17 protein-coding genes are annotated in these 17,435 nt (G+C 61.5%); 6 read left to right on the plus strand and 11 right to left on the minus strand.

The genetic code is table 11. From position 1 onward, the window contains the following. Positions 1-108 precede the first annotated feature (108 nt). Complete coding sequence (locus CFE47_RS07310) at positions 109-786, minus strand: anti-sigma factor (protein ID WP_286836105.1); 678 nt, start codon at positions 784-786, stop codon at positions 109-111. Beyond that, entirely contained in the window at positions 783-1,409 is a 627-nt protein-coding gene (locus tag CFE47_RS07315; RefSeq protein ID WP_286836106.1) for an RNA polymerase sigma factor, read from the minus strand. The genes CFE47_RS07310 and CFE47_RS07315 overlap by 4 nt, the downstream gene beginning before the upstream one ends. A gap of 188 nt (positions 1,410-1,597) precedes the next feature. On the opposite strand from CFE47_RS07315, the gene CFE47_RS07320 reads away from it, so the two are divergent. Then, entirely contained in the window at positions 1,598-2,167 is a 570-nt protein-coding gene (locus tag CFE47_RS07320) for a DUF2780 domain-containing protein (protein WP_286836107.1), read from the plus strand. Here CFE47_RS07320 and yihG read toward each other — a convergent pair. Next, the gene (yihG, locus tag CFE47_RS07325; protein ID WP_286836108.1) at positions 2,164-3,051 is read right to left on the minus strand and encodes a 1-acylglycerol-3-phosphate O-acyltransferase, YihG family; all 888 of its coding nucleotides are present in this window, start codon (positions 3,049-3,051) and stop codon (positions 2,164-2,166) included. The genes CFE47_RS07320 and yihG overlap by 4 nt on opposite strands. Positions 3,052-3,224: 173 nt before the next feature. Here yihG and rloA2 point away from each other — a divergent pair, with 173 nt between their 5' ends. From rloA2 to creD, 4 genes are read left to right on the plus strand one after another with little or no spacing between them, the layout of a single operon-like run. Further along, the gene (gene rloA2, locus CFE47_RS07330) at positions 3,225-3,725 is read left to right on the plus strand and encodes a retropepsin-like aspartic peptidase RloA2 (RefSeq protein WP_286836109.1); all 501 of its coding nucleotides are present in this window, start codon (positions 3,225-3,227) and stop codon (positions 3,723-3,725) included. Positions 3,726-3,734: 9 nt separating this feature from the next. Beyond that, positions 3,735-4,403 (plus strand): two-component system response regulator CreB, encoded by a 669-nt coding sequence (gene creB, locus CFE47_RS07335; RefSeq protein WP_286836110.1) that lies wholly within the window; start codon positions 3,735-3,737, stop codon positions 4,401-4,403. Then, on the plus strand, positions 4,403-5,842 hold the full coding sequence (creC, locus tag CFE47_RS07340) for a two-component system sensor histidine kinase CreC (protein ID WP_286836111.1): 1,440 nt from the start codon (positions 4,403-4,405) through the stop codon (positions 5,840-5,842). Before creB ends, creC begins: the two co-directional genes overlap by 1 nt. Positions 5,843-5,893: 51 nt before the next feature. Continuing rightward, complete coding sequence (creD, locus tag CFE47_RS07345) at positions 5,894-7,267, plus strand: cell envelope integrity protein CreD (RefSeq protein WP_286836112.1); 1,374 nt, start codon at positions 5,894-5,896, stop codon at positions 7,265-7,267. 189 nt (positions 7,268-7,456) lie between these two features. Here the strand turns inward: creD and CFE47_RS07350 are convergent, their stop codons facing one another. The 8 genes from CFE47_RS07350 to CFE47_RS07385 all read right to left on the minus strand — a co-directional run bounded on the left by CFE47_RS07350 (position 7,457) and on the right by CFE47_RS07385 (position 16,605). Then, a complete protein-coding gene (locus tag CFE47_RS07350) occupies positions 7,457-8,086 on the minus strand; it encodes a glutathione S-transferase family protein (RefSeq protein ID WP_286836113.1) in 630 nt (209 codons plus the stop codon). 142 nt (positions 8,087-8,228) lie between these two features. Next, positions 8,229-8,411, minus strand: a complete 183-nt coding sequence (locus CFE47_RS07355) for a hypothetical protein (protein WP_286836114.1) — start codon at positions 8,409-8,411, stop codon at positions 8,229-8,231. Then, a complete protein-coding gene (locus CFE47_RS07360; protein ID WP_286836115.1) occupies positions 8,408-9,502 on the minus strand; it encodes a PepSY-associated TM helix domain-containing protein in 1,095 nt (364 codons plus the stop codon). Before CFE47_RS07360 ends, CFE47_RS07355 begins: the two co-directional genes overlap by 4 nt. Before the next feature lie 63 nt (positions 9,503-9,565). After that, a complete protein-coding gene (locus tag CFE47_RS07365; protein ID WP_286836116.1) occupies positions 9,566-11,998 on the minus strand; it encodes a TonB-dependent siderophore receptor in 2,433 nt (810 codons plus the stop codon). 198 nt (positions 11,999-12,196) lie between these two features. Continuing rightward, a complete protein-coding gene (locus tag CFE47_RS07370) occupies positions 12,197-13,165 on the minus strand; it encodes a FecR domain-containing protein (RefSeq protein ID WP_286836117.1) in 969 nt (322 codons plus the stop codon). Continuing rightward, entirely contained in the window at positions 13,162-13,680 is a 519-nt protein-coding gene (locus CFE47_RS07375) for an RNA polymerase sigma factor (RefSeq protein ID WP_185709239.1), read from the minus strand. Before CFE47_RS07375 ends, CFE47_RS07370 begins: the two co-directional genes overlap by 4 nt. 298 nt (positions 13,681-13,978) lie before the next feature. Then, entirely contained in the window at positions 13,979-14,686 is a 708-nt protein-coding gene (locus CFE47_RS07380; RefSeq protein ID WP_286836118.1) for a 3'-5' exonuclease, read from the minus strand. Further along, positions 14,683-16,605 carry a putative nucleotidyltransferase substrate binding domain-containing protein gene (locus CFE47_RS07385; protein ID WP_353744893.1) on the minus strand — a complete coding sequence of 641 codons (1,923 nt, stop codon included), beginning with the start codon at positions 16,603-16,605 and terminating at the stop codon, positions 14,683-14,685. Before CFE47_RS07385 ends, CFE47_RS07380 begins: the two co-directional genes overlap by 4 nt. A gap of 245 nt (positions 16,606-16,850) precedes the next feature. Here CFE47_RS07385 and CFE47_RS07390 point away from each other — a divergent pair, with 245 nt between their 5' ends. Then, positions 16,851-17,297, plus strand: coding sequence for a response regulator (locus tag CFE47_RS07390; protein ID WP_185709242.1), 447 nt, complete (start codon positions 16,851-16,853; stop codon positions 17,295-17,297). Positions 17,298-17,435 lie beyond the last annotated feature (138 nt).

The raw sequence follows: 17,435 nt of genomic DNA on the forward strand, positions 1-17,435 counted from the left end.
CCAAATGTGGGAGCGGGCTTGCTCGCGAAGACGGTGTGTCAGTCGGCTGATACGGGGCTGACCCACCGCTTTCGCGAGCAAGCCCGCTCCCACATGGGTTATGGGGTGTCAGCGAGTGGCTAGCGCTCCTTGATACAACACGGGCCCAGTCGGCTGCCCGGTCGGCGAACCACCTAGCGGCTCCAGGCTGACGGCCAGGGTCAGTGATGCGGTCAGCAGCGCTTGCTGCTCTTTGCTCAACTCAATCCGACCCTTACCGGCGCTAGGCACCAAGCCCAGTGAAATCGGTTTGCCGCCAGCGGGAATAGCCCACAATTCCAGGACGCGCGTCGGTTCCAGCGCCGCCAGCGTCAAAGGCTCGACTTGCAGGTAATCGGCAAAAGCCTGGATCTGCAACGCCGGTTGCTGGTTAGCGGCAACCAGCGTGGCCCTGTACTCGGCGCCGATATCACGCTGATAAAGAACGCCCACCAACACTGCGACGACGACCGCACACGCGGCTGCCAGCAGGCGCACATTCATCCAGAACGGTTTCTTCGCCGGCACATGCAGCACTTGCGGCTCGATGCGTGCCTGGATGCCGGCCCAAACATGATCGGGGACCGGCCGTTCCGGCAAAGTGCCGGTCAGGCTGGCAAGGGCGTCTTGCCAATGACCCAGCTCGACCCGCAGCGCGGCATCGTCAAGCAACAAGGCATCAAAACGCCGACGTGCAGTGGCGGGCATCAGTCCGATGGCGTAGTCGGCGGCAAGGGCGCGGCGCAGTGCCGGGGTTTGGTAATTCATGATTCAAGACACCTGCGCAGGCGCTCCATGCCTCGGCGAATCCAGGATTTGACCGAACCCAGTGGCGCTGCCAAGTGGTCGGCCAATTCGGAGCAGGAGAGGCCTTGGAAGTAAGCGACGCTGATGGATTGGCGCTGCATGCCGTCCAGGGTCTCCAGGCAGCGATTCAAGGCGTTGGCCTCACGTTGGCTGTCGAGCAGGTCGTGGGCGCTGGGGGCGTCATCGACCATGGCGTCTTGTTGGCCATCCACCAGCGGTTGCTCACGGTGCTTGCGCAATTGGTCGATGGCCAGGTTGCGGGTGATATTGACCATCCAGGTCATCGGCGCCGCCAGGTGCGCCTCGTAGCGCGGGGCGTTGTACCAGATACGCACGAAGGCTTCCTGCAGAACCTCTTCGGCCAGGTCAGGGCGCCCCATGAAACGCAGGGCCACACCGTGCAGTCGCGGTGAAACGTTGCGGTAAAGGGTTTCGAACGCCTGGCGGTTGCCTAGGGCGCATTGAGCCAGTAATGGCCGTAATGGGTCAGTATCGTTGATCGAAATAGGGCCTCTCCAAGCGCTCGAACGAGGGCGATGGGACTGCGCACGGTAGGCAGAGGGTAGTTCAGCTCTGGCATTCATTCCATCCCACTCCCCATCCCTCTCTCCATCCCTCTCTCCATCCCACTTCGGGCGGTACATGGTAGATATACGCGCAGACGACTGATTCGGATGCGGTGACTATCTGAACTAATCTGAGTGTGGGAACAATCCTTCGGGACTGTCAGTCAAATCCCTGCTTTTAGCGCCTACTTTCAGAGGTTATTTTGATGAAGATTTCACGCGGTTTTGCCCTGTCCTGCCTGCTGAGCGTGGCCGCCGGCCCGGTGTTTGCCGCAGGTTTCAGCCTCGGTGACGTGGCCAACGCCGTTTCCGGCGCCCAGGGCACCAACAAGGCGGCGGCTGCGGCGCCGAGCTCCCAGACCGCCGGTCTGCTCAGCGCCCTGACCTCGCAACTCAATGTCACCCCAGAACAAGCCGTAGGCGGCACCGGCGCCATGCTGGGTCTGGCGAAGAACCAACTGAGCGGCACCGACTATTCGCAATTGGGTAAAAGCGTGCCCGGCCTGGACCAACTGTCGGGCAGCAATTCCCTGGGCAGCCTCGGCGCCTTGAGCGGGATGCTCGGCCAGAGTGGCGGCAGCAAGACCAGCGGCCTGGACGGCTTGCTGGGTAACGTGAAGAGCACCAACGACCTGAACACCGCGTTCAGCGCACTGGGCATGGACAGTGGGATGGTCGGCCAGTTTGCGCCGGTGATCCTGCAATACCTGGGCAGCCAGGGCGCCAGCACTTCTGTGCTGGGCAAACTGGCCCAGGCCTGGGGTACCGGCGGTTAAGGACGTTCCGCGCGCAGTTGTTCGATGCGCGCGTCTTTCTCCTTCCAGAGCTGGTTCACCCAGCTCTGGACGGTTTGGCGAAATGCCGGATCGTTCTCGTAATCCCCCTGCCATAAGGCCGGGTCCAGTTCGCGGGTGCGGATATCGATGATCACCCTTGGCACCGCGCCGCTGATCAGGTCCCAAAACCCTGGGATGTTCTCCTGTGGGTAAACCACCGTGACGTCGAGAATCGCGTCCAGTTGTTCACCCATCGCCGCCAGTACAAATGCCACGCCGCCCGCCTTGGGCTTGAGCAGCCGCTTGAACGGTGAATCTTGCTGCTTGCGCTTGGTCTCGTTGAACCGTGTGCCTTCCAGGTAGTTGACCACCGTCACCGGCTGGCGCTTGAACAGCTCGCACGCCTCCTTTGTGATCTTCAAGTCCTGCCCCGCCAGCTCCGGGTGCTTGGCCAGGAACGCCTTGGTGTAGCGCTTCATGAACGGGTAATCCAGCGCCCACCACGCCAGGCCCAGGAAGGGCACCCAGATCAGCTCCTTTTTCAGGAAGAACTTGAAGAACGGCGTGCGGCGGTTGAGGGCCTGGATCAGCGCCGGGATGTCGACCCAGGATTGGTGGTTGCTGATGACCAGGTAAGAGGTGTCGGTGCGCAAGTCGCCGCCACCGCGAATGTCCCATTGGGTGGGGATGCACAGCGCGAAAATCAGCTTGTCGATCTCGGCCCAGGTCTCGGCGATCCACATCACCGCCCACGACATGTAGTCGCGCGAGCGGCCGGGGGCGACCAGTTTGAGCAGGGCAAACACCATCAACGGACCGATCAGGACCAGGGTGTTGAGCAACAGCAGCAGGGTGACAAAACAGCCGGTGAGCAGGCGGCGCATAAGCAACTCTTGGGATCTTGTGGGCGGACCATGATAAGAGAGCTGAGTCTAGAGGCCAAATCGCAAATCGCCGCACGAATGTTTCACAATGTGCCGGTTATGGTTGAGGACGCTAACTAAGTGCCGCTTTTGCGGTCTAGAATCCGCCTACTTCTTTCCGAGGAAATCACTTCGTGAAACTGCTCCTTGCCGCCTTCGCCCTGGTCGCCTTGCCCGTCATGGCTGCCGAACCGACCCTCTACGGTCGCTACGAATACATCCAACTGCCGGAGATCGGCGAAACCTTCAAGGCCAAGATGGACACCGGCGCCCTGACCGCCTCGCTGTCGGCGCGCAATATCGAAACCTTCCAGCGTGACGGTGACGATTGGGTGCGCTTCCGCCTCGGCGGCAAGGATGCCAGCGACAAGGTCTACGAGCACAAGGTATCGCGCATCAGCAAGATCAAGAGCCGCGCCGACGAAGACGACGACAAGGACGAAGCCACCGTAGCCAAGCGCCCGGTGATCGACCTGGAAATGTGCCTGGGCAACGTCAAGCGCACCGTCGAGGTCAACCTCACCGACCGCAGCAGCTTCAACTACCCGCTGCTGATCGGCGCCAAGGCCCTGCGTGAATTCGGTGCAGCGGTGAACCCGGCGCGTCGTTACACTGCCGACAAACCGGACTGCTGACGGATCCACATGCCCCACATCCTGATTGTCGAAGACGAAGCGGCGATTGCCGACACGCTGATATTCGCCCTGCAGGGCGAGGGCTTCACCACCACCTGGCTGAGCCTCGGCCAGGAGGCGCTGGCCCATCAGCGCCAGACGCCGGCGGACCTGGTCATCCTCGACATCGGCCTGCCGGATATCACCGGCTTTGAAACCTGCAAGCAACTGCGACGGTTCAGCGAAGTGCCGGTGATGTTCCTCAGTGCGCGGGATGGCGAGATCGATCGCGTGGTGGGGCTGGAGATCGGCGCTGACGATTATGTGGTCAAGCCGTTCAGCCCTCGGGAAGTGGCGGCGCGGGTACGGGCGATCCTCAAGCGTGTCGGCCCCGCAGTGACGCCCGCTGTGTTCCAAGTGGACCTGGAACGCATGCAGATCCATTATCGCGGCCAGCCGCTGAGCCTGACGCGCCACGAATTCCGCCTGCTGCACAGCCTGCTGGAACAGCCCGAGCGGGTGTTCAGCCGCGAGCAACTGCTGGACGCTGTCGGCGTGGCGGCGGATGCCGGCTATGAGCGCAACATCGACAGCCACATCAAAAGCCTGCGCAGCAAATTGCGAGCGGTGGCTGCCGATGCCGAGCCGATCCAGACCCACCGCGGCCTCGGCTACAGCTACAGCCCGGGCAACAGCTGATGCGCCTGGGGCTGCGGATCTTCCTGGTGTACGCGCTGTTTATCGGGCTCACCGGCTACTTCGTGCTCAGCACGGTGATGAAGGAAATCCGCCCGGGCGTGCGCCAGTCCACCGAAGAAACCCTGGTGGACACCGCCAATCTTCTGGCCGAAGTCCTGCGCGATGACGTGAAGAACGGCACCCTCGGCCAAAGCCACTGGCCCGAACTGCTCAAGGCTTATGGCAATCGCCAGCCGGGGGCGACCATCTGGGGCTTGCCGAAAAACCAGGTCAACCACCGTATCTATGTGACCGACGCCAAGGGCATCGTGCTGCTCGACTCCACCGGCGAAGCGGTGGGCCAGGATTATTCCAAGTGGAACGACGTGTACCTGACCCTGCGCGGTGAATACGGCGCCCGTTCCACCCGCAGCGAACTGGACGACCCGGCGTCGTCGGTGATGCACGTGGGCGCGCCGATTCGCGACAACGGCGAGATCATCGGCGTGGTCACCGTGGCCAAGCCCAATAGCTCGTTGCAGCCCTATGTTGATCGCACTGAGCGGCGCCTGCTGTGGTACGGCGCGGGGTTGGTGATCCTCGGCCTGTTGCTTGGCGCATTGCTGTCGTGGTGGCTGAGCGTCGCCCTACGGCGGCTCACGGCGTACGCAGAGGCCGTCAGCGAAGGCCGGCGTGCCGAGCTGCCGCATTACCGTGGTGGTGAACTCAAGCAGCTGTCCACCGCCGTGGAGCACATGCGCACCCAACTGGAAGGCAAGGCCTACGTCGAACATTACGTGCACACCCTGACCCACGAATTGAAGAGCCCATTGGCGGCAATTCGGGGTGCGGCGGAGCTGTTGCAGGGCGATATGAGCCGCGAGCAGCAGCAGCGTTTCGTCGGCAATATCGACAGTGAAAGCGCACGCCTGCAGCACTTGATCGAACGCCTGCTGAACTTGGCGCAAGTCGAGCAGCGCCAGGGCCTGGAGGAGCAGGTGAGTATTGCGGTGGCGGCGATGGTCGATGACGTACTCAAGGCCCAATGCGCGCGCATCGAAGGCGCCGGCTTGCAGGTCGAGCAGGCGATTGCTGCTGACGTGAGGGTGTACGGCGAGCCGTTCCTGTTGCGCCAGGCGTTGGGCAATCTGCTGGAAAACGCACTGGATTTCACACCCCCCGGCGGCACGCTGAGGTTCAGTGCCAGCACCCGGCACAACGACGTGCAGGTCAGCCTGTTCAACCAGGCAGCACCAATTCCCGACTACGCCCTGCCGCGCCTGAGCGAGCGCTTCTACTCGCTGCCACGCCCGGCCAGTGGGCGCAAAAGCACGGGCCTGGGCCTCAACTTTGTCGAGGAAGTGATGAAGCTGCACGGCGGTGCGTTGCAGATCGGCAATGTGCCGGGGGGCGTGCACGTGGTGCTGCATCTCCATACAGTCTCCACATTGCCCACATAAATCTCCCACACAGGCTGCCCAGACTCGCCCCATCAAAACAGGGAGAGTCCCATGAACCGCAGTCTGCTTTTCAAACTGGGCGCAATTGCGCTGCTGATGCTGGTATTGCTGATTCCATTGCTGATGATCAACGGCATCATCGGCGACCGGCAATACACTCGCGACAGCGTGCTGGAGGAAATTGCCCGCAGTTCCAGCTACAGCCAGCGCCTCACCGGCCCGGTGATGGTGGTGCCCTATCGCAAGACCGTGCGCGAGTGGAAGCTCAATGAAAAGCTCAACAAACGCTACGAAGTCACCCGTGAAGAGCGTGGTCGTCTGTATTTCCTGCCGGATCGATTTGAACTCGACGGCAAGGTGCAGACCGAACTGCGGGCACGGGGTATCTACCAGGCGCGGTTGTTCCATGCCGACAACCGCATCAGTGGGCATTTCGAACTGCCTGCGCAGTTGGGTATCACCGAAGACTTCGTCGATTACCGCTTTGATCCGGCGTTTCTGGCGGTGGGTATCAGCGATATTCGTGGCATCGAAAACGCGCTGAAGCTTGAGCTGGGCAGCCAGCGCCTGGACTTTGAACCGGGCTCCCAGGTCGACTGGTTGGGTGAAGGCGTGCACGTGACATTGCCCGAGCAGGACAGCAAAAAGCCCTACGTCATGGCGTTTGCGTTTGACCTGCGCCTGCAAGGCACCGAGCAATTGCAAGTGGTGCCGGTGGGCAAGACCAGCCAGGTGTCACTGGCTTCCAATTGGCCGCACCCGAGTTTTATCGGCAACTTCCTGCCGGCCCAGCGTGAAGTCACCGACCAGGGCTTTACCGCCACATGGCAGACCTCATTCTTTTCCACCAACCTCGAACAAGCGCTGCAAAACTGCCTGGATGGCCAGAGCTGCAAGGACTTCAGCAACCGCAGCTTTGGCGTGAACTTCATCGACCCGGTTGACCAGTACCTCAAGAGCGACCGGGCGATCAAATACGCATTGCTGTTCATCGCCCTGACCTTTGCCGGCTTCTTCCTGTTCGAAGTCCTCAAGAGCCTGGCGGTACACCCGGTGCAGTATGCGTTGGTGGGCGTTGCGCTGGCGTTGTTCTACCTGCTGCTGTTGTCGTTGTCCGAGCACATCGGCTTCGCCATGGCCTACCTTATCTCCGCCAGCGCCTGTGTGTTGTTGATCGGTTTTTACGTGTGCCACGTGCTGCGCAGCATCACTCACGGCTTGGGTTTTTCGGCGGGGCTGGCAGCGCTGTATGGCTTGTTGTACGGGTTGCTGAGTGCCGAGGATTACGCGTTGCTGATGGGCTCGCTGCTGCTGTTTGGCTTGCTGGGGACGGTGATGGTGCTGACGCGCAAACTGGATTGGTATGGCGTGGGCAAGCGCAAGGTGGTGGAACCGTTGCAGTTTGATCTGGAGGCGGTGAAATGATTGGCTTGCGCGAGGATCAGCAAATGAAGGCGCGGATTGTCGACTATCTCAATCACGCCATGGGACTCTGTGGGAGCTGGCTTGCCTGCGATGCAGGCACCTCGGTATGTCAGTCAAACCGAGGTGATGCCATCGCGGGCAAGCCCGGCTCCCACACAAGCCCCCTCCCACATTGGTTCGCGGTGGATTTTAGGCCGGTGGCTGGGTCTGTTGCATCGAAGGACGCTGGCTGACTTCGGCGTACCAAGCGGCAAGCCTCGGGTTATCCAACCGCCATTGCATGTCCGGGTGGCGGAAATCCAGGTAACCCAAGGCACACGCCACGCTGATGGCGGCAATGTCGAAATGGCTGGCCAGTTCGGCAATCGCGTCGGCTTCCAGCTCGGCGAGGGTACGACGGATCTTATTGCGCTGCTCATCCAGCCATTGGTCCCAGTGTTTCTCCACCGGGCGCAGGGCGCTTTCATAGCGCACCAGCACGGCAGCATCCATGATTCCGTCGGCCATCGAGGCCAGGGTCAGACGGCGCCAGCGGGCCGAGCCGTCGCGGGGTATCAGCGGGTTGCCAACGTGCTGGTGGTCGAAGTAATCGAGGATCACCCGGCTGTCGTGCAGTACCGAGCCATCGGCCAGGCGCAAGGCTGGGATCTTGCCGACTGGGTTGCTTTGCACCACGTTGGCGTCCGGGGTGACCGGTGTTGGCATGCAGGTTTGCAGGGCGACGCGATCCTGCTGGCCGGTTTCCAGCAGCAGTACGCGAACTTTGCGGACAAAGGGCGAGGCGGGGTTGTGGAACAAGGTCATGCTGGGAGCGGACATGGACATTCCTCACTGTGGGCAGTGGCTAGCCTAGAGGTATCGAAGGTGTTTTTGAAGGCCTCATCGCGGGCAAGCCCGGCTCCCACATTTGACCGTGTTCACACATCAACCTGTGGGAGCTGGCTTGCCTGCGATGAGGGGCTCAGCCACGCCGCTTAAACAACGCCCAAACACCAATGACAGCCGGAATCCCCAACCCCAGCCAACTCAACGAATCCCACAGTCCATCCCCCAGCAACGCCGCAAACAACCCGCCGGCACTGAGCAGGCCAATCCCCAGCGGAATCGCAAACACCTTCCAGAAACTCGATTGACGCGGCTTCATGTTTTACGCCTGACGATCCACAGGTAAACCCCGCTGCCCAGCACGATGATGGTCAGCACATCCAGCACCGCCCACAACACCTTCATCGGCATGCCGCCATAGTCGCCAAAGTGCAGCGGCTGGGACATGCCCATGGCGTCCATGTACCACGGCCGCTCGGCGATGGCGGTGACGGCCAGGGTGCTGGCGTCGATCAGTACCGGCGTGAGCAGGTGCGAAGTGAGGTGGGTGCTGCCCTTCATGAACACCGCATAGTGGTGCTCACTGGAAAAACGCGTGCCGGGGAAGGCAATGAAGTCCGGCTCCATGCCGGGCGCAGCCTTGGCAGCGATGGCCAGCAGCTCGGTGGCCGGTGCACGCTGGGTCAGCGGCGGTGCGTTTTTGTAGGGTTCGATCATGGCGCTGAGGCTGTCCTGTCGCCAGGCGGCGATGATCAGGTCGGCGCAGGCGCTGATCACGCCGGTCACGCCCACCACCAGTGCCCAGGTCAGGGTCACCACGCCGATCAGGTTATGCAGGTCGAGCCAGCGCAGGCGTGTGGATTTGTCCTGGCGTACGGTGGCGAACTTCAAGCGGCGCATGAACGGCAGGTACAACACCGTGCCGGAGACAATCGCCACCACAAACAAAATGCCCATGAACGCCAGCAGCAACTTGCCCGGCAAACCGGCAAACATATCTACATGCAAGCGCAGCAGAAACAGGGTGAACCCGCCATTGGCCGATGGCATCTCCACGGCCTCACCGGTGCGTGCATCGAGCATGAAGGTGTGGGATGAGTTGGGCTCGGTCCCGGCGGTGGCCGCCATGATCGCGATCACGCCGTTCTTGTCGTCCTCGTCCCAGGCCAGGTACTGCATGGCTTCGCCAGGGCGATGGGCCTGGGCGGCGGTCACGAGTTGTTCCAGGTTGAGCTGTGGTGTGTCGGCGGGCATTTGCGCCAATTGCGGCTCGTTGCCCAGCAGGTGATCGATCTCGTGGTGAAATACCAACGGCAGGCCGGTGAGGGCGAGCAGCAGCAGGAACACCGTGCAGATCAGGCTGGTCCAGGTGTGGATGAAGGACCAGCGGCGGATGGTTTTGCTTTTCATTTTCTAGCCTTCAGACACACCGAAGCCGCCCAGGGTGGGCGGCCTGGTTGTTAACTCAGCCGATTACCACTGGTAGGTGGCGCTGGCGATGACGCTGCGTTGGTCGCCGAAGTAGCAGTAGGAGCCGTCGCAGGTGGAAATGTAGTCCTTGTTGAACAGGTTGGTGGCGTTGAGTTTCACCGAGGCGCCCTTGAGGCTGTTGTCCAGGCGACCCAAGTCGTAATGCACCGCGCCATCGAACACGGTGTAGGCGTTGGCCTTGCCCAGCCAGGTGTTGCCTTGGTCGCCGTAGGTATTGCCGGTGTAGCGAGCGCCGAAGCCGATGCCGAAGCCATCGAGTACGCCGGTGTGCCAGGTGTAGTCAGTCCACAGCGAGGCTTGTTGGTTTGGCATCAATTGCAGGCGGTTGCCCTTGAAGTCGCCTTTTTGCACTTCGGATTTGGCCAGGGTGTAGGCCGCGATCACCTTGAGGTTCTCGGTGACGTCAGACACGGCTTCCAGTTCCAGGCCCTTGACCTTCACTTCGCCGGTCTGGTCTGTGACTGGAGTACCGCTGCTGCCGGTGCTGGTGACCAGCACGTTCTTCTGGGTCAGGTCATAGATGGCCGCACTCAACAAGGTGCTGGAGCCTGGCGGTTGGTACTTGATCCCCAATTCCCACTGTTTGCCTTCGGTGGGCTTGTATGACTTCAACGGGTCGACGCTGGCATTGCTCGCCGGCTGGAACGACTCGGCGTAGGACAGGTACGGCACAAAACCAGCGTCGAACACATAGCTCAACGCCGCGTTGCCGCTGAAGTTCTTGCTGCGGTCGGTGTTGGTAGCGTCCAGCTTGTTGAAATAAGTGGTGCCCTGATGGACCCAGTCTTCACGCCCGCCCAGGGTCAGGCGCCAGTTGTCGAGGGCCATCTGGTCTTGCGCGTAGAGGCCGGTCTGTACGGTTTTCTGGTTGTAGTCGTAAGACGCGCCGGAGCGCAGGGGACGTACGACCGGCGTGGAGTTGGCAGGGTTGAAGATGTTGACCGTGCCTGCGCCGCCGTAGATCGACAAGTACGAGGTGTCGGTGCGTTGGTGGTCCAGGCCGAGCAGCAGGGTATGGGTGACGTCGCCTGTGGCGAAGTCAGCCTGGAAGTTGTTGTCCACGGCGAACTGGCCGATGTTCTCGTCGACGTTGGTCGAGAGCCGATTCATATTTCCGGCGGCATCCACGGGAGCGTAGGCATAGGCGCCCACGGTCAACTGCTGGAACGACAACTCCGATTTGGTGTAGCGCAGGTTCTGCTTGAACTGCCAGGTGTCGTTGAAGCGATGTTCAAAGGCATAGCCCAGCGCGTAGTAGGTACGGTCGTAGAACTCGTAGTCCGGGTCGCCCAGGTTTTTGTGATGGGACACATCGCCAAGCGGCGATTTGATCTTGGTGCCGACAATGGGCAAGAACTGGCTGGTAGCTCCGGTATCGTCACGGGTGAACTGCGAGAGAAAGGTCAGCTTGGTGTCGGTGTCGATGTTCCAGGTCAGGCTCGGCGCAATGTTGTAGCGCTTGTTGTCGATGTGGTCGACCTGGGTACCCGCGTCTCGCACCACGCCGCTGACGCCATAGAGGAACTGGCCTTCATCGTCGATCTTGCCGGTGCTGGCGAAATTGATCTGGCGGTAGTTGTCACTGCCGTATTGCACTTGGATGGCATTGCTCGACTCGGCGCTGGGGCGGCGGCTGACCATGTCCAGCAGGCCGCCCGGTGGCGTCTGGCCGTACACCGACGAAGCCGGGCCGCGCAGCAGGGCGATGCGGTCGAGGTTCCAGGTTTCGGCCTTGGGGTTGGCGTACACGCCGCGAGGCAGTGGCAGGCCGTCGAGGAATTGGGTCGGTTCGAAACCGCGTACACGCATCCAGTCGTAGCGGGTGTCGCTGCCGTAGCTGGCAGACACGATGCCGGGCATGTATTTGACAGCGTCATCCAGGTTCTGGACGTTGCGGTCCTGCATCTGCTCGCGGGTGGCGACGGAGATCGAGCGCGGTGCCTCCACCAGCGCGGTATCGGTTTTGGTCCCGGCGGCGGTGCGGGTCGCCAGGTAGCCTTGCGCCGGCCCCCAGGCGCTTTCCAGGTTGGCGTCTTGCCCGGTGATGTTGGTGACCGGCAGCGCCATCACACCCTCCGGAATCGCCACCAACGTATAAGTCCCGGCGCTGCTCTGCTCCAGCTGCAACCCTGTCCCACGCAACGCTTCACGCAGCGCACCCGGTGCATCGAACTGACCCTGGACCGGTGCCGAGGTCTTGCCCGAGGCCAGCGCCGGGCTGAGGGTCAGCGCGAGGCCGGCCTGGCTGGCGATCTGGTTCAGGGTGCTGGCCAAGGGCGCGGCCGGCAGGTTGTAGGCGCGCACGCTGGACGCTTGCTCGGCGGCCATCAGCAAAGGGCTGGCCAGCGGGGCACTGAGGGCGATGGCCACGGCTAACAGGCTGGGGCGCAACAGGGTGTCTAGCGTGCGGGACATGGGGCGGCTCCTGAATGGAAATATTTCTCAATTGCCTAGGTGCCGAGCGAGAATCAAAAAGTGATAGGGCTGGGTGAAAATATTTTTTTGGGGTGCAATTGAGGGCCTCATCGCAGGCAAGCCAGCTCCCACAGGGGAATGCATTCCAAGGTGGGAGCTGGCTTGCCTGCGATAGCGATGGACCAGGCACCGCAGACCCTAAGGCTTAGCGCTCACCGTCACCCACCACGGCGTGTGCTGCTCAATCTGCACCGGCAACGTGGGCAGCAACGCATTCAACGCCAAGGTCGTGTCATGCAGCGGGAAGCTGCCGGTAATCCGCAAGTCGGCCACATGTTTATCCACACCCAGGTACCCGGTGCGATAACGCGCCAGTTCCGCTACCACATCCCCCAGGCGGGCGTTGTCCACCACCAGCATGCCGCGGGTCCAGGCGTCGGTGGCAGGGGTGACGGCCAGCGCAGGGCCCAGGCCATTGCTGCGCATCAGCACTTGCTGGCCTTCCTTGAAGATCTGCTCTTCGTTCAACGCCTCGGGCTGCGCGCCTACTGCCGATTGCAGCACGCTCAAGCGCGTGGCGTCGTCTTCGCGCTTGACGATAAACCGCGTGCCCAGTGCACGCAGGCTGCCGTCGCGGGTTTGCACGTAGAACGGCCGTGCGTCGTTGTGGCCGGTTTCGACCAGGATTTCGCCTTCCTGCAACACGATCAACCGGCGCTTTTCATCAAAACGCACGTCGATGGCACTGTGGGTGTTGAGGTTGATCAGCGTGCCGTCCGCCAGTTTCAGCGTGCGTTGTTCACCGGTGGCGGTGCGTTGGTCAGCCAGCCAATAGTGGATCGGCACATAGCGCTCACCGGCAAACAAGGCCAGGCCAAGCACCAGCGCGATACTTGCCAAGCCGCTACCCAGTTTACGCACGCGCTGGCGAATACCTTCGCGCGACTGCAACAACGCTGCTCGCGCCGGCCCCGAGGCCACGCTGAAACGTCGGTCGAGCATGCCCAACTGGCGCCACGCACGGGCGTGCTCCTCATCGCTGGCCAGCCACTTGTCGAACTCTTCCTGTTCCACCGCGCTGCCGTCGCCCGAGTCGAGGGACAGTTGCCAGGCAATCGCCGCATCCAGCACGCGTGCCGACACCGGCTTGGAGCTGATCACCGTCACAGCGGCTCGCCATACAGTGCGATGTAGCACTGGCGAATGCCCTGGGCCAGGTACTGGCGTACGCGGGGTACCGAGACGCCAAGGCGCTGGGCGATCTCAGCGTGGCCCATGCCGTCGAGGCGGTTATAGAGGAAGGCCGCGCGCGCCTTGCTCGACAGCTTGCCGAGCAGGCGGTCGATGGCCTTGAGGTCTTCGAGGATCAGTTGCTGTTCTTCGGGCGAGGGGTGTTCGCTTTCCGGGATCAGCATCAATTCGGTGAGGTAGGCCTGTTCCAGCGCTGCGCGTCGGAAGTAGTCGAACAACAAGCCCTTGGCGATGGCCACCAGGAACGCCCGTGGCTCGCGGGGTTCGCGCAATTCGTCACGGCCCAGCAGGCGCATGAAGGTGTCTTGGCTCAGGTCTTCGGCCCGGCTCGGGCAGGCCACATTGCGCCGCAGCCAACCCAACAGCCAGCCACGATGGTCGCGATACAACGCGCCAACCAGCTCACTGTGTGGGTTTGGGACCGACGACAAGGCATCACCGAATAAACAAGAGGTTTAAACTAACGAGAATTATTCGCGATTGTGTCAGAGGCGTCGTGTAGGTGCAATTGGCGTCTGTCGGGTTAAGACCGAATGTAAACGCTGAGGATGTAGTGAGCGGGCTTGTCGAATCGTCGCACCGCCCGCGCTGGGGGGCGAAGCCGCCCTGAACCCAGGCACCTCGGTTCTAACTGGAAAAACTCAGTGCCTGAAATGGGGCGGCTTCGCCACCCAGCGCGGGCGGTGCGACGATTCGACAAGCCCGCTCACTACAGGGAAATCATTGTGTTTAGAAGGCGGGGGATTGTTTGCGCCGTTTCCATTGGCTCAAACGCTCTTGCAATGCCTGTGGCGTGTCGATGTGCTGCTGACGTGCGCGACTGAACAAGATCAACATCAGCTCGGCCGTGGCCAGGGCATCGGCGCTGGCGTGGTGGCGTTCGCCTACCTGCAGGTTGAAGTGGTTGATCCAGTCGTCCAGCCCCGCTTCGCGGATATGCGCTTCGGGGCACAGCAGTGGAGCAATCTCTGCAACATCGAGAAACGGATGGCTCAGGCGGTAACCCAGGCTGTCCTTGAGCGCCCGGCACAGCATGTGTTGGTCGAACGGCGCATGGAATGCGAGCAGCGGGCTGTCGCCCACAAATGTCATGAAATCCAGCAGTGCCTCCACAGGATCACTGCCGGCGGCAATCGCGCTGGGACCAAGGCCGTGGATCAACACACTGGGGCTCAGTTTGGTCTCCGCCCGTTGCAGGGTGCGTTCAAACATCTGCGAGAAATCCACCGCGCCGTCTTCAATCACCACGGCGCCGATCGACAGCACTTGGTCACGGTTGAGGTTCAGGCCGCTGGTTTCGAGGTCGACCACCACCCAGCGCTGGCTGCGCAAGGAGCCGTCGCCCAATGCGGCGGGTTTGGGCAACTGCATCAGGCGTTGCTGTTGTGTGGCATCGAGTCCCGGTTTTTTCGCACGCAACCACCCGAACCAACTCACAACTGATACCGCAAGGTCAGGCTGCTTTGCAGGCGTTGGGCCTGGCGCAGGGATTCACGCAGGATGCGCCGGTCCAGGTGGTTGAGGTTGTCGGGATCGACGCGGTTGGAATACGGCTGGTTCTCACGGGTTTGCAACTGATGCTGCTGCATGCGGGTTTGCTGGATGAAGTGATACGCCTCTTCATAGGCGGCACCGTCCAGTGGCTCGATGACCTCCTTGGCCACCAGTTGGCGCAGGCGCTCCAGGGTGTTGTTGGCGTGGATGCCATTGGCCAGGGCCAGCAGGCGCGCGCCGTCGACAAAGGGGGTGAGGCCCTGCACCTTGAGATCCAGCGTGGCTTTTTCCCCACCTTTACGGGTGAGCACAAACTCGCGGAAACGTCCTACGGGCGGTCGCTGGCGCAACGCGTTCTCGGCCAGCATGCGCTGGAACAAACGGTTATCCGCGACCTGGTCGAGAATGCCTTGGCGCAGCTGCTCACAGCCACGTTCATCGCCCCACACCACGCGCAGGTCGAAGTAGATACTCGAGCCCAGAAGATTCTCCGGAGTCGCCTCGCGGATAAACGCCGCGAAGCGCCGCGCCCACTCGGCCCGCGACAGGCACAACTCTGGGTTGCCGGCCATGATATTGCCCTTGCACAGGCTGAACCCGCATAACGCCAAGCTTTGGTTGATCTGCTGGGCCAGCGGCAATAACCGGGCGCGGATCGCAGCGGCTTCGGCAGCGTCCTTGGCCTCGAACAGGATGCCGTTGTCCTGGTCGGTATACAGCGTCTGCTCACGACGGCCTTCGCTGCCAAAACATAGCCAGCTGAACGGCACGCCGGGGTCGCCTTTTTCTGCCAGGGTCAGTTCGATCACTCGGCACACCGTGTGATCGTTGAGCAGCGTAATGATGTGGGTAATCTGGGTAGACGACGCGCCATGGGCGAGCATGCGCTCCACCAATTGGCCGATCTCACCGCGAATCGCCACCAGGTGTTCCACCCGGGGCGCATTGCGGATGGTACGGGCCAGGTGCACGAGGTCGACGCGTTGCAGGGAAAACAAGTCGCGCTCGGACACCACGCCACACAGACGTTGATCTTTGACCAGGCACACGTGGGCAATATGCCGCTCGGTCATTGCAATGGCTGCGTCGAAGGCACTGTGGTCCGGCGTCAGGAAGAACGGCGCCTGGGTCATATGGCCTTCGATGGCCTGGCTGAAATCGCTGGTGCCATCGGCCACCACTTGGCGCAGGTCGCGCAGGGTGAAAATCCCCAGGGGCGCCTTGTGCTCGTCGACGATCACGATGCTGCCGACCTGTTGTTCATGCATCAACGTAACGGCTTCGCGCAACGGTGTTTGCGGGCTGCAAGTGACCGGGTGGCGCATGGCCAGTTCGCCCAGGCGGGTATTCAGCGAGTACTGGGTGCCGAGGGTTTCCACGGCTTTTTGCTGCACCTGCTGATTGACCTGGTCCAGCAGGCTGCTGACGCCGCGCAGGGCAAAGTCACGAAACGGGCTGGAGAGCGCGAACAGTTTGATAAACGCAGGTTTGTTCAGTTGCAGGCAGAAGGTGTCTTCAGCGGCCTTGTGCTCGGTACGGGTCGCCCGTTCACCAAGCAGGGCGGCGAGGGGGAAACATTCGCCGGTGGTGATTTCGAAAGTGGTTTCAGCGGAGTCAGGTCGCTCACCGACAACGCGGCCCTGTTTGACGATGTAGAAGTGCTCCACCGGTCCGCCCGACGGCTTGAGGATGCTCTCGCCGGGGCCGAAGAAACGCAACTGGCACTGCTCTACCAAAAACGCCAGGTGCGCGTTTTCCATCTGGTTGAACGGGGGGAAGCGTTGCAGGAACTGCAGGGTGCCGTGGATGTTCTGCAAAACAGCAGTTTTCCCCGCCTGGGCGAAGGCATCAGCTTTACTCATAACCATGACCGCATTTTTTTGTCGTTATCGTCCTTCATGGTCGACTCCCACGCGGCAGGTGCCCATTGGACGTAAGTCTAGGTCGATGAAAATGGCGTAAAACTAAGGAAAAACCTTACATGACTGTCGTCCAAACCCCGTAGAACACCCACTAGGCAAACTTTCCGACGAAGTGCACATTGTTCGCCCTTCTGCAGATGTCTGACGAGTGTGCTGGGAGATTGATGAGAACTGCTGAGAACCGTATGTCCGACCACGATATTTTAAGTGATGCCGAGCGCGAGGCGCTGAGCGCCGTGATGCTGGAGCCTGATTTACCGCCGCAACGGGTGTTGATCGTCGACGACGACAAGGACGCTCGCGAACTGTTGGCGGAAATCCTGGGGCTGGACGGTATTCGCTGCATGACTGCCGAGAGTGGTGAGGCAGCGTGGGACTTGTTGAACTCCAGCAGCTCGATTGGTTTGTTGATCACCGACCTGCGCATGGCGCCGAGCAATGGGCTGGAGTTGATCCGCCAGGTGCGCGGGTCCACGCGGGCGGCGTTGCCGATTATCGTCATGTCCGGGGACGCGGAAGCACCAGATGTGATCGATGCGATGCATTTGAGCGTGGTGGACTTTTTGCTCAAGCCGATCGATAGCGTGAAGTTGGCGAAGATGGTGAAGCGGGAGTTGGGGATGGCTTCCTGAGCTCTGTGGTGACTGGACTGGCCTCATCGCAGGCAAGCCAGCTCCCACATTTTGACCGCGCCGTCTATCAAGTGTGGGAGCTGGCTTGCCTGCGATGAGGGCACCACAGTCACCACAACCCAAAGAAAAAGCCCCGGT

The organism is Pseudomonas sp. PGPPP1 (assembly GCF_002255865.1).
GTDB lineage: Bacteria > Pseudomonadota > Gammaproteobacteria > Pseudomonadales > Pseudomonadaceae > Aquipseudomonas > Aquipseudomonas cremoris.

Coding starts and splice junctions, on each gene's coding strand:
- CFE47_RS07310 (WP_286836105.1), bottom strand. CDS start 786: ATGAATTACCAAACCCCGGCACTGCGCCGCGCCCTTGCCGCCGACTAC.
- CFE47_RS07315 (WP_286836106.1), bottom strand. CDS start 1,409: ATGAATGCCAGAGCTGAACTACCCTCTGCCTACCGTGCGCAGTCCCAT.
- CFE47_RS07320 (WP_286836107.1), top strand. CDS start 1,598: ATGAAGATTTCACGCGGTTTTGCCCTGTCCTGCCTGCTGAGCGTGGCC.
- yihG (WP_286836108.1), bottom strand. CDS start 3,051: ATGCGCCGCCTGCTCACCGGCTGTTTTGTCACCCTGCTGCTGTTGCTC.
- creB (WP_286836110.1), top strand. CDS start 3,735: ATGCCCCACATCCTGATTGTCGAAGACGAAGCGGCGATTGCCGACACG.
- creC (WP_286836111.1), top strand. CDS start 4,403: ATGCGCCTGGGGCTGCGGATCTTCCTGGTGTACGCGCTGTTTATCGGG.
- creD (WP_286836112.1), top strand. CDS start 5,894: ATGAACCGCAGTCTGCTTTTCAAACTGGGCGCAATTGCGCTGCTGATG.
- CFE47_RS07350 (WP_286836113.1), bottom strand. CDS start 8,086: ATGTCCGCTCCCAGCATGACCTTGTTCCACAACCCCGCCTCGCCCTTT.
- CFE47_RS07355 (WP_286836114.1), bottom strand. CDS start 8,411: ATGAAGCCGCGTCAATCGAGTTTCTGGAAGGTGTTTGCGATTCCGCTG.
- CFE47_RS07360 (WP_286836115.1), bottom strand. CDS start 9,502: ATGAAAAGCAAAACCATCCGCCGCTGGTCCTTCATCCACACCTGGACC.
- CFE47_RS07365 (WP_286836116.1), bottom strand. CDS start 11,998: ATGTCCCGCACGCTAGACACCCTGTTGCGCCCCAGCCTGTTAGCCGTG.
- CFE47_RS07385 (WP_353744893.1), bottom strand. CDS start 16,605: ATGAGTAAAGCTGATGCCTTCGCCCAGGCGGGGAAAACTGCTGTTTTG.
- CFE47_RS07390 (WP_185709242.1), top strand. CDS start 16,851: ATGTCCGACCACGATATTTTAAGTGATGCCGAGCGCGAGGCGCTGAGC.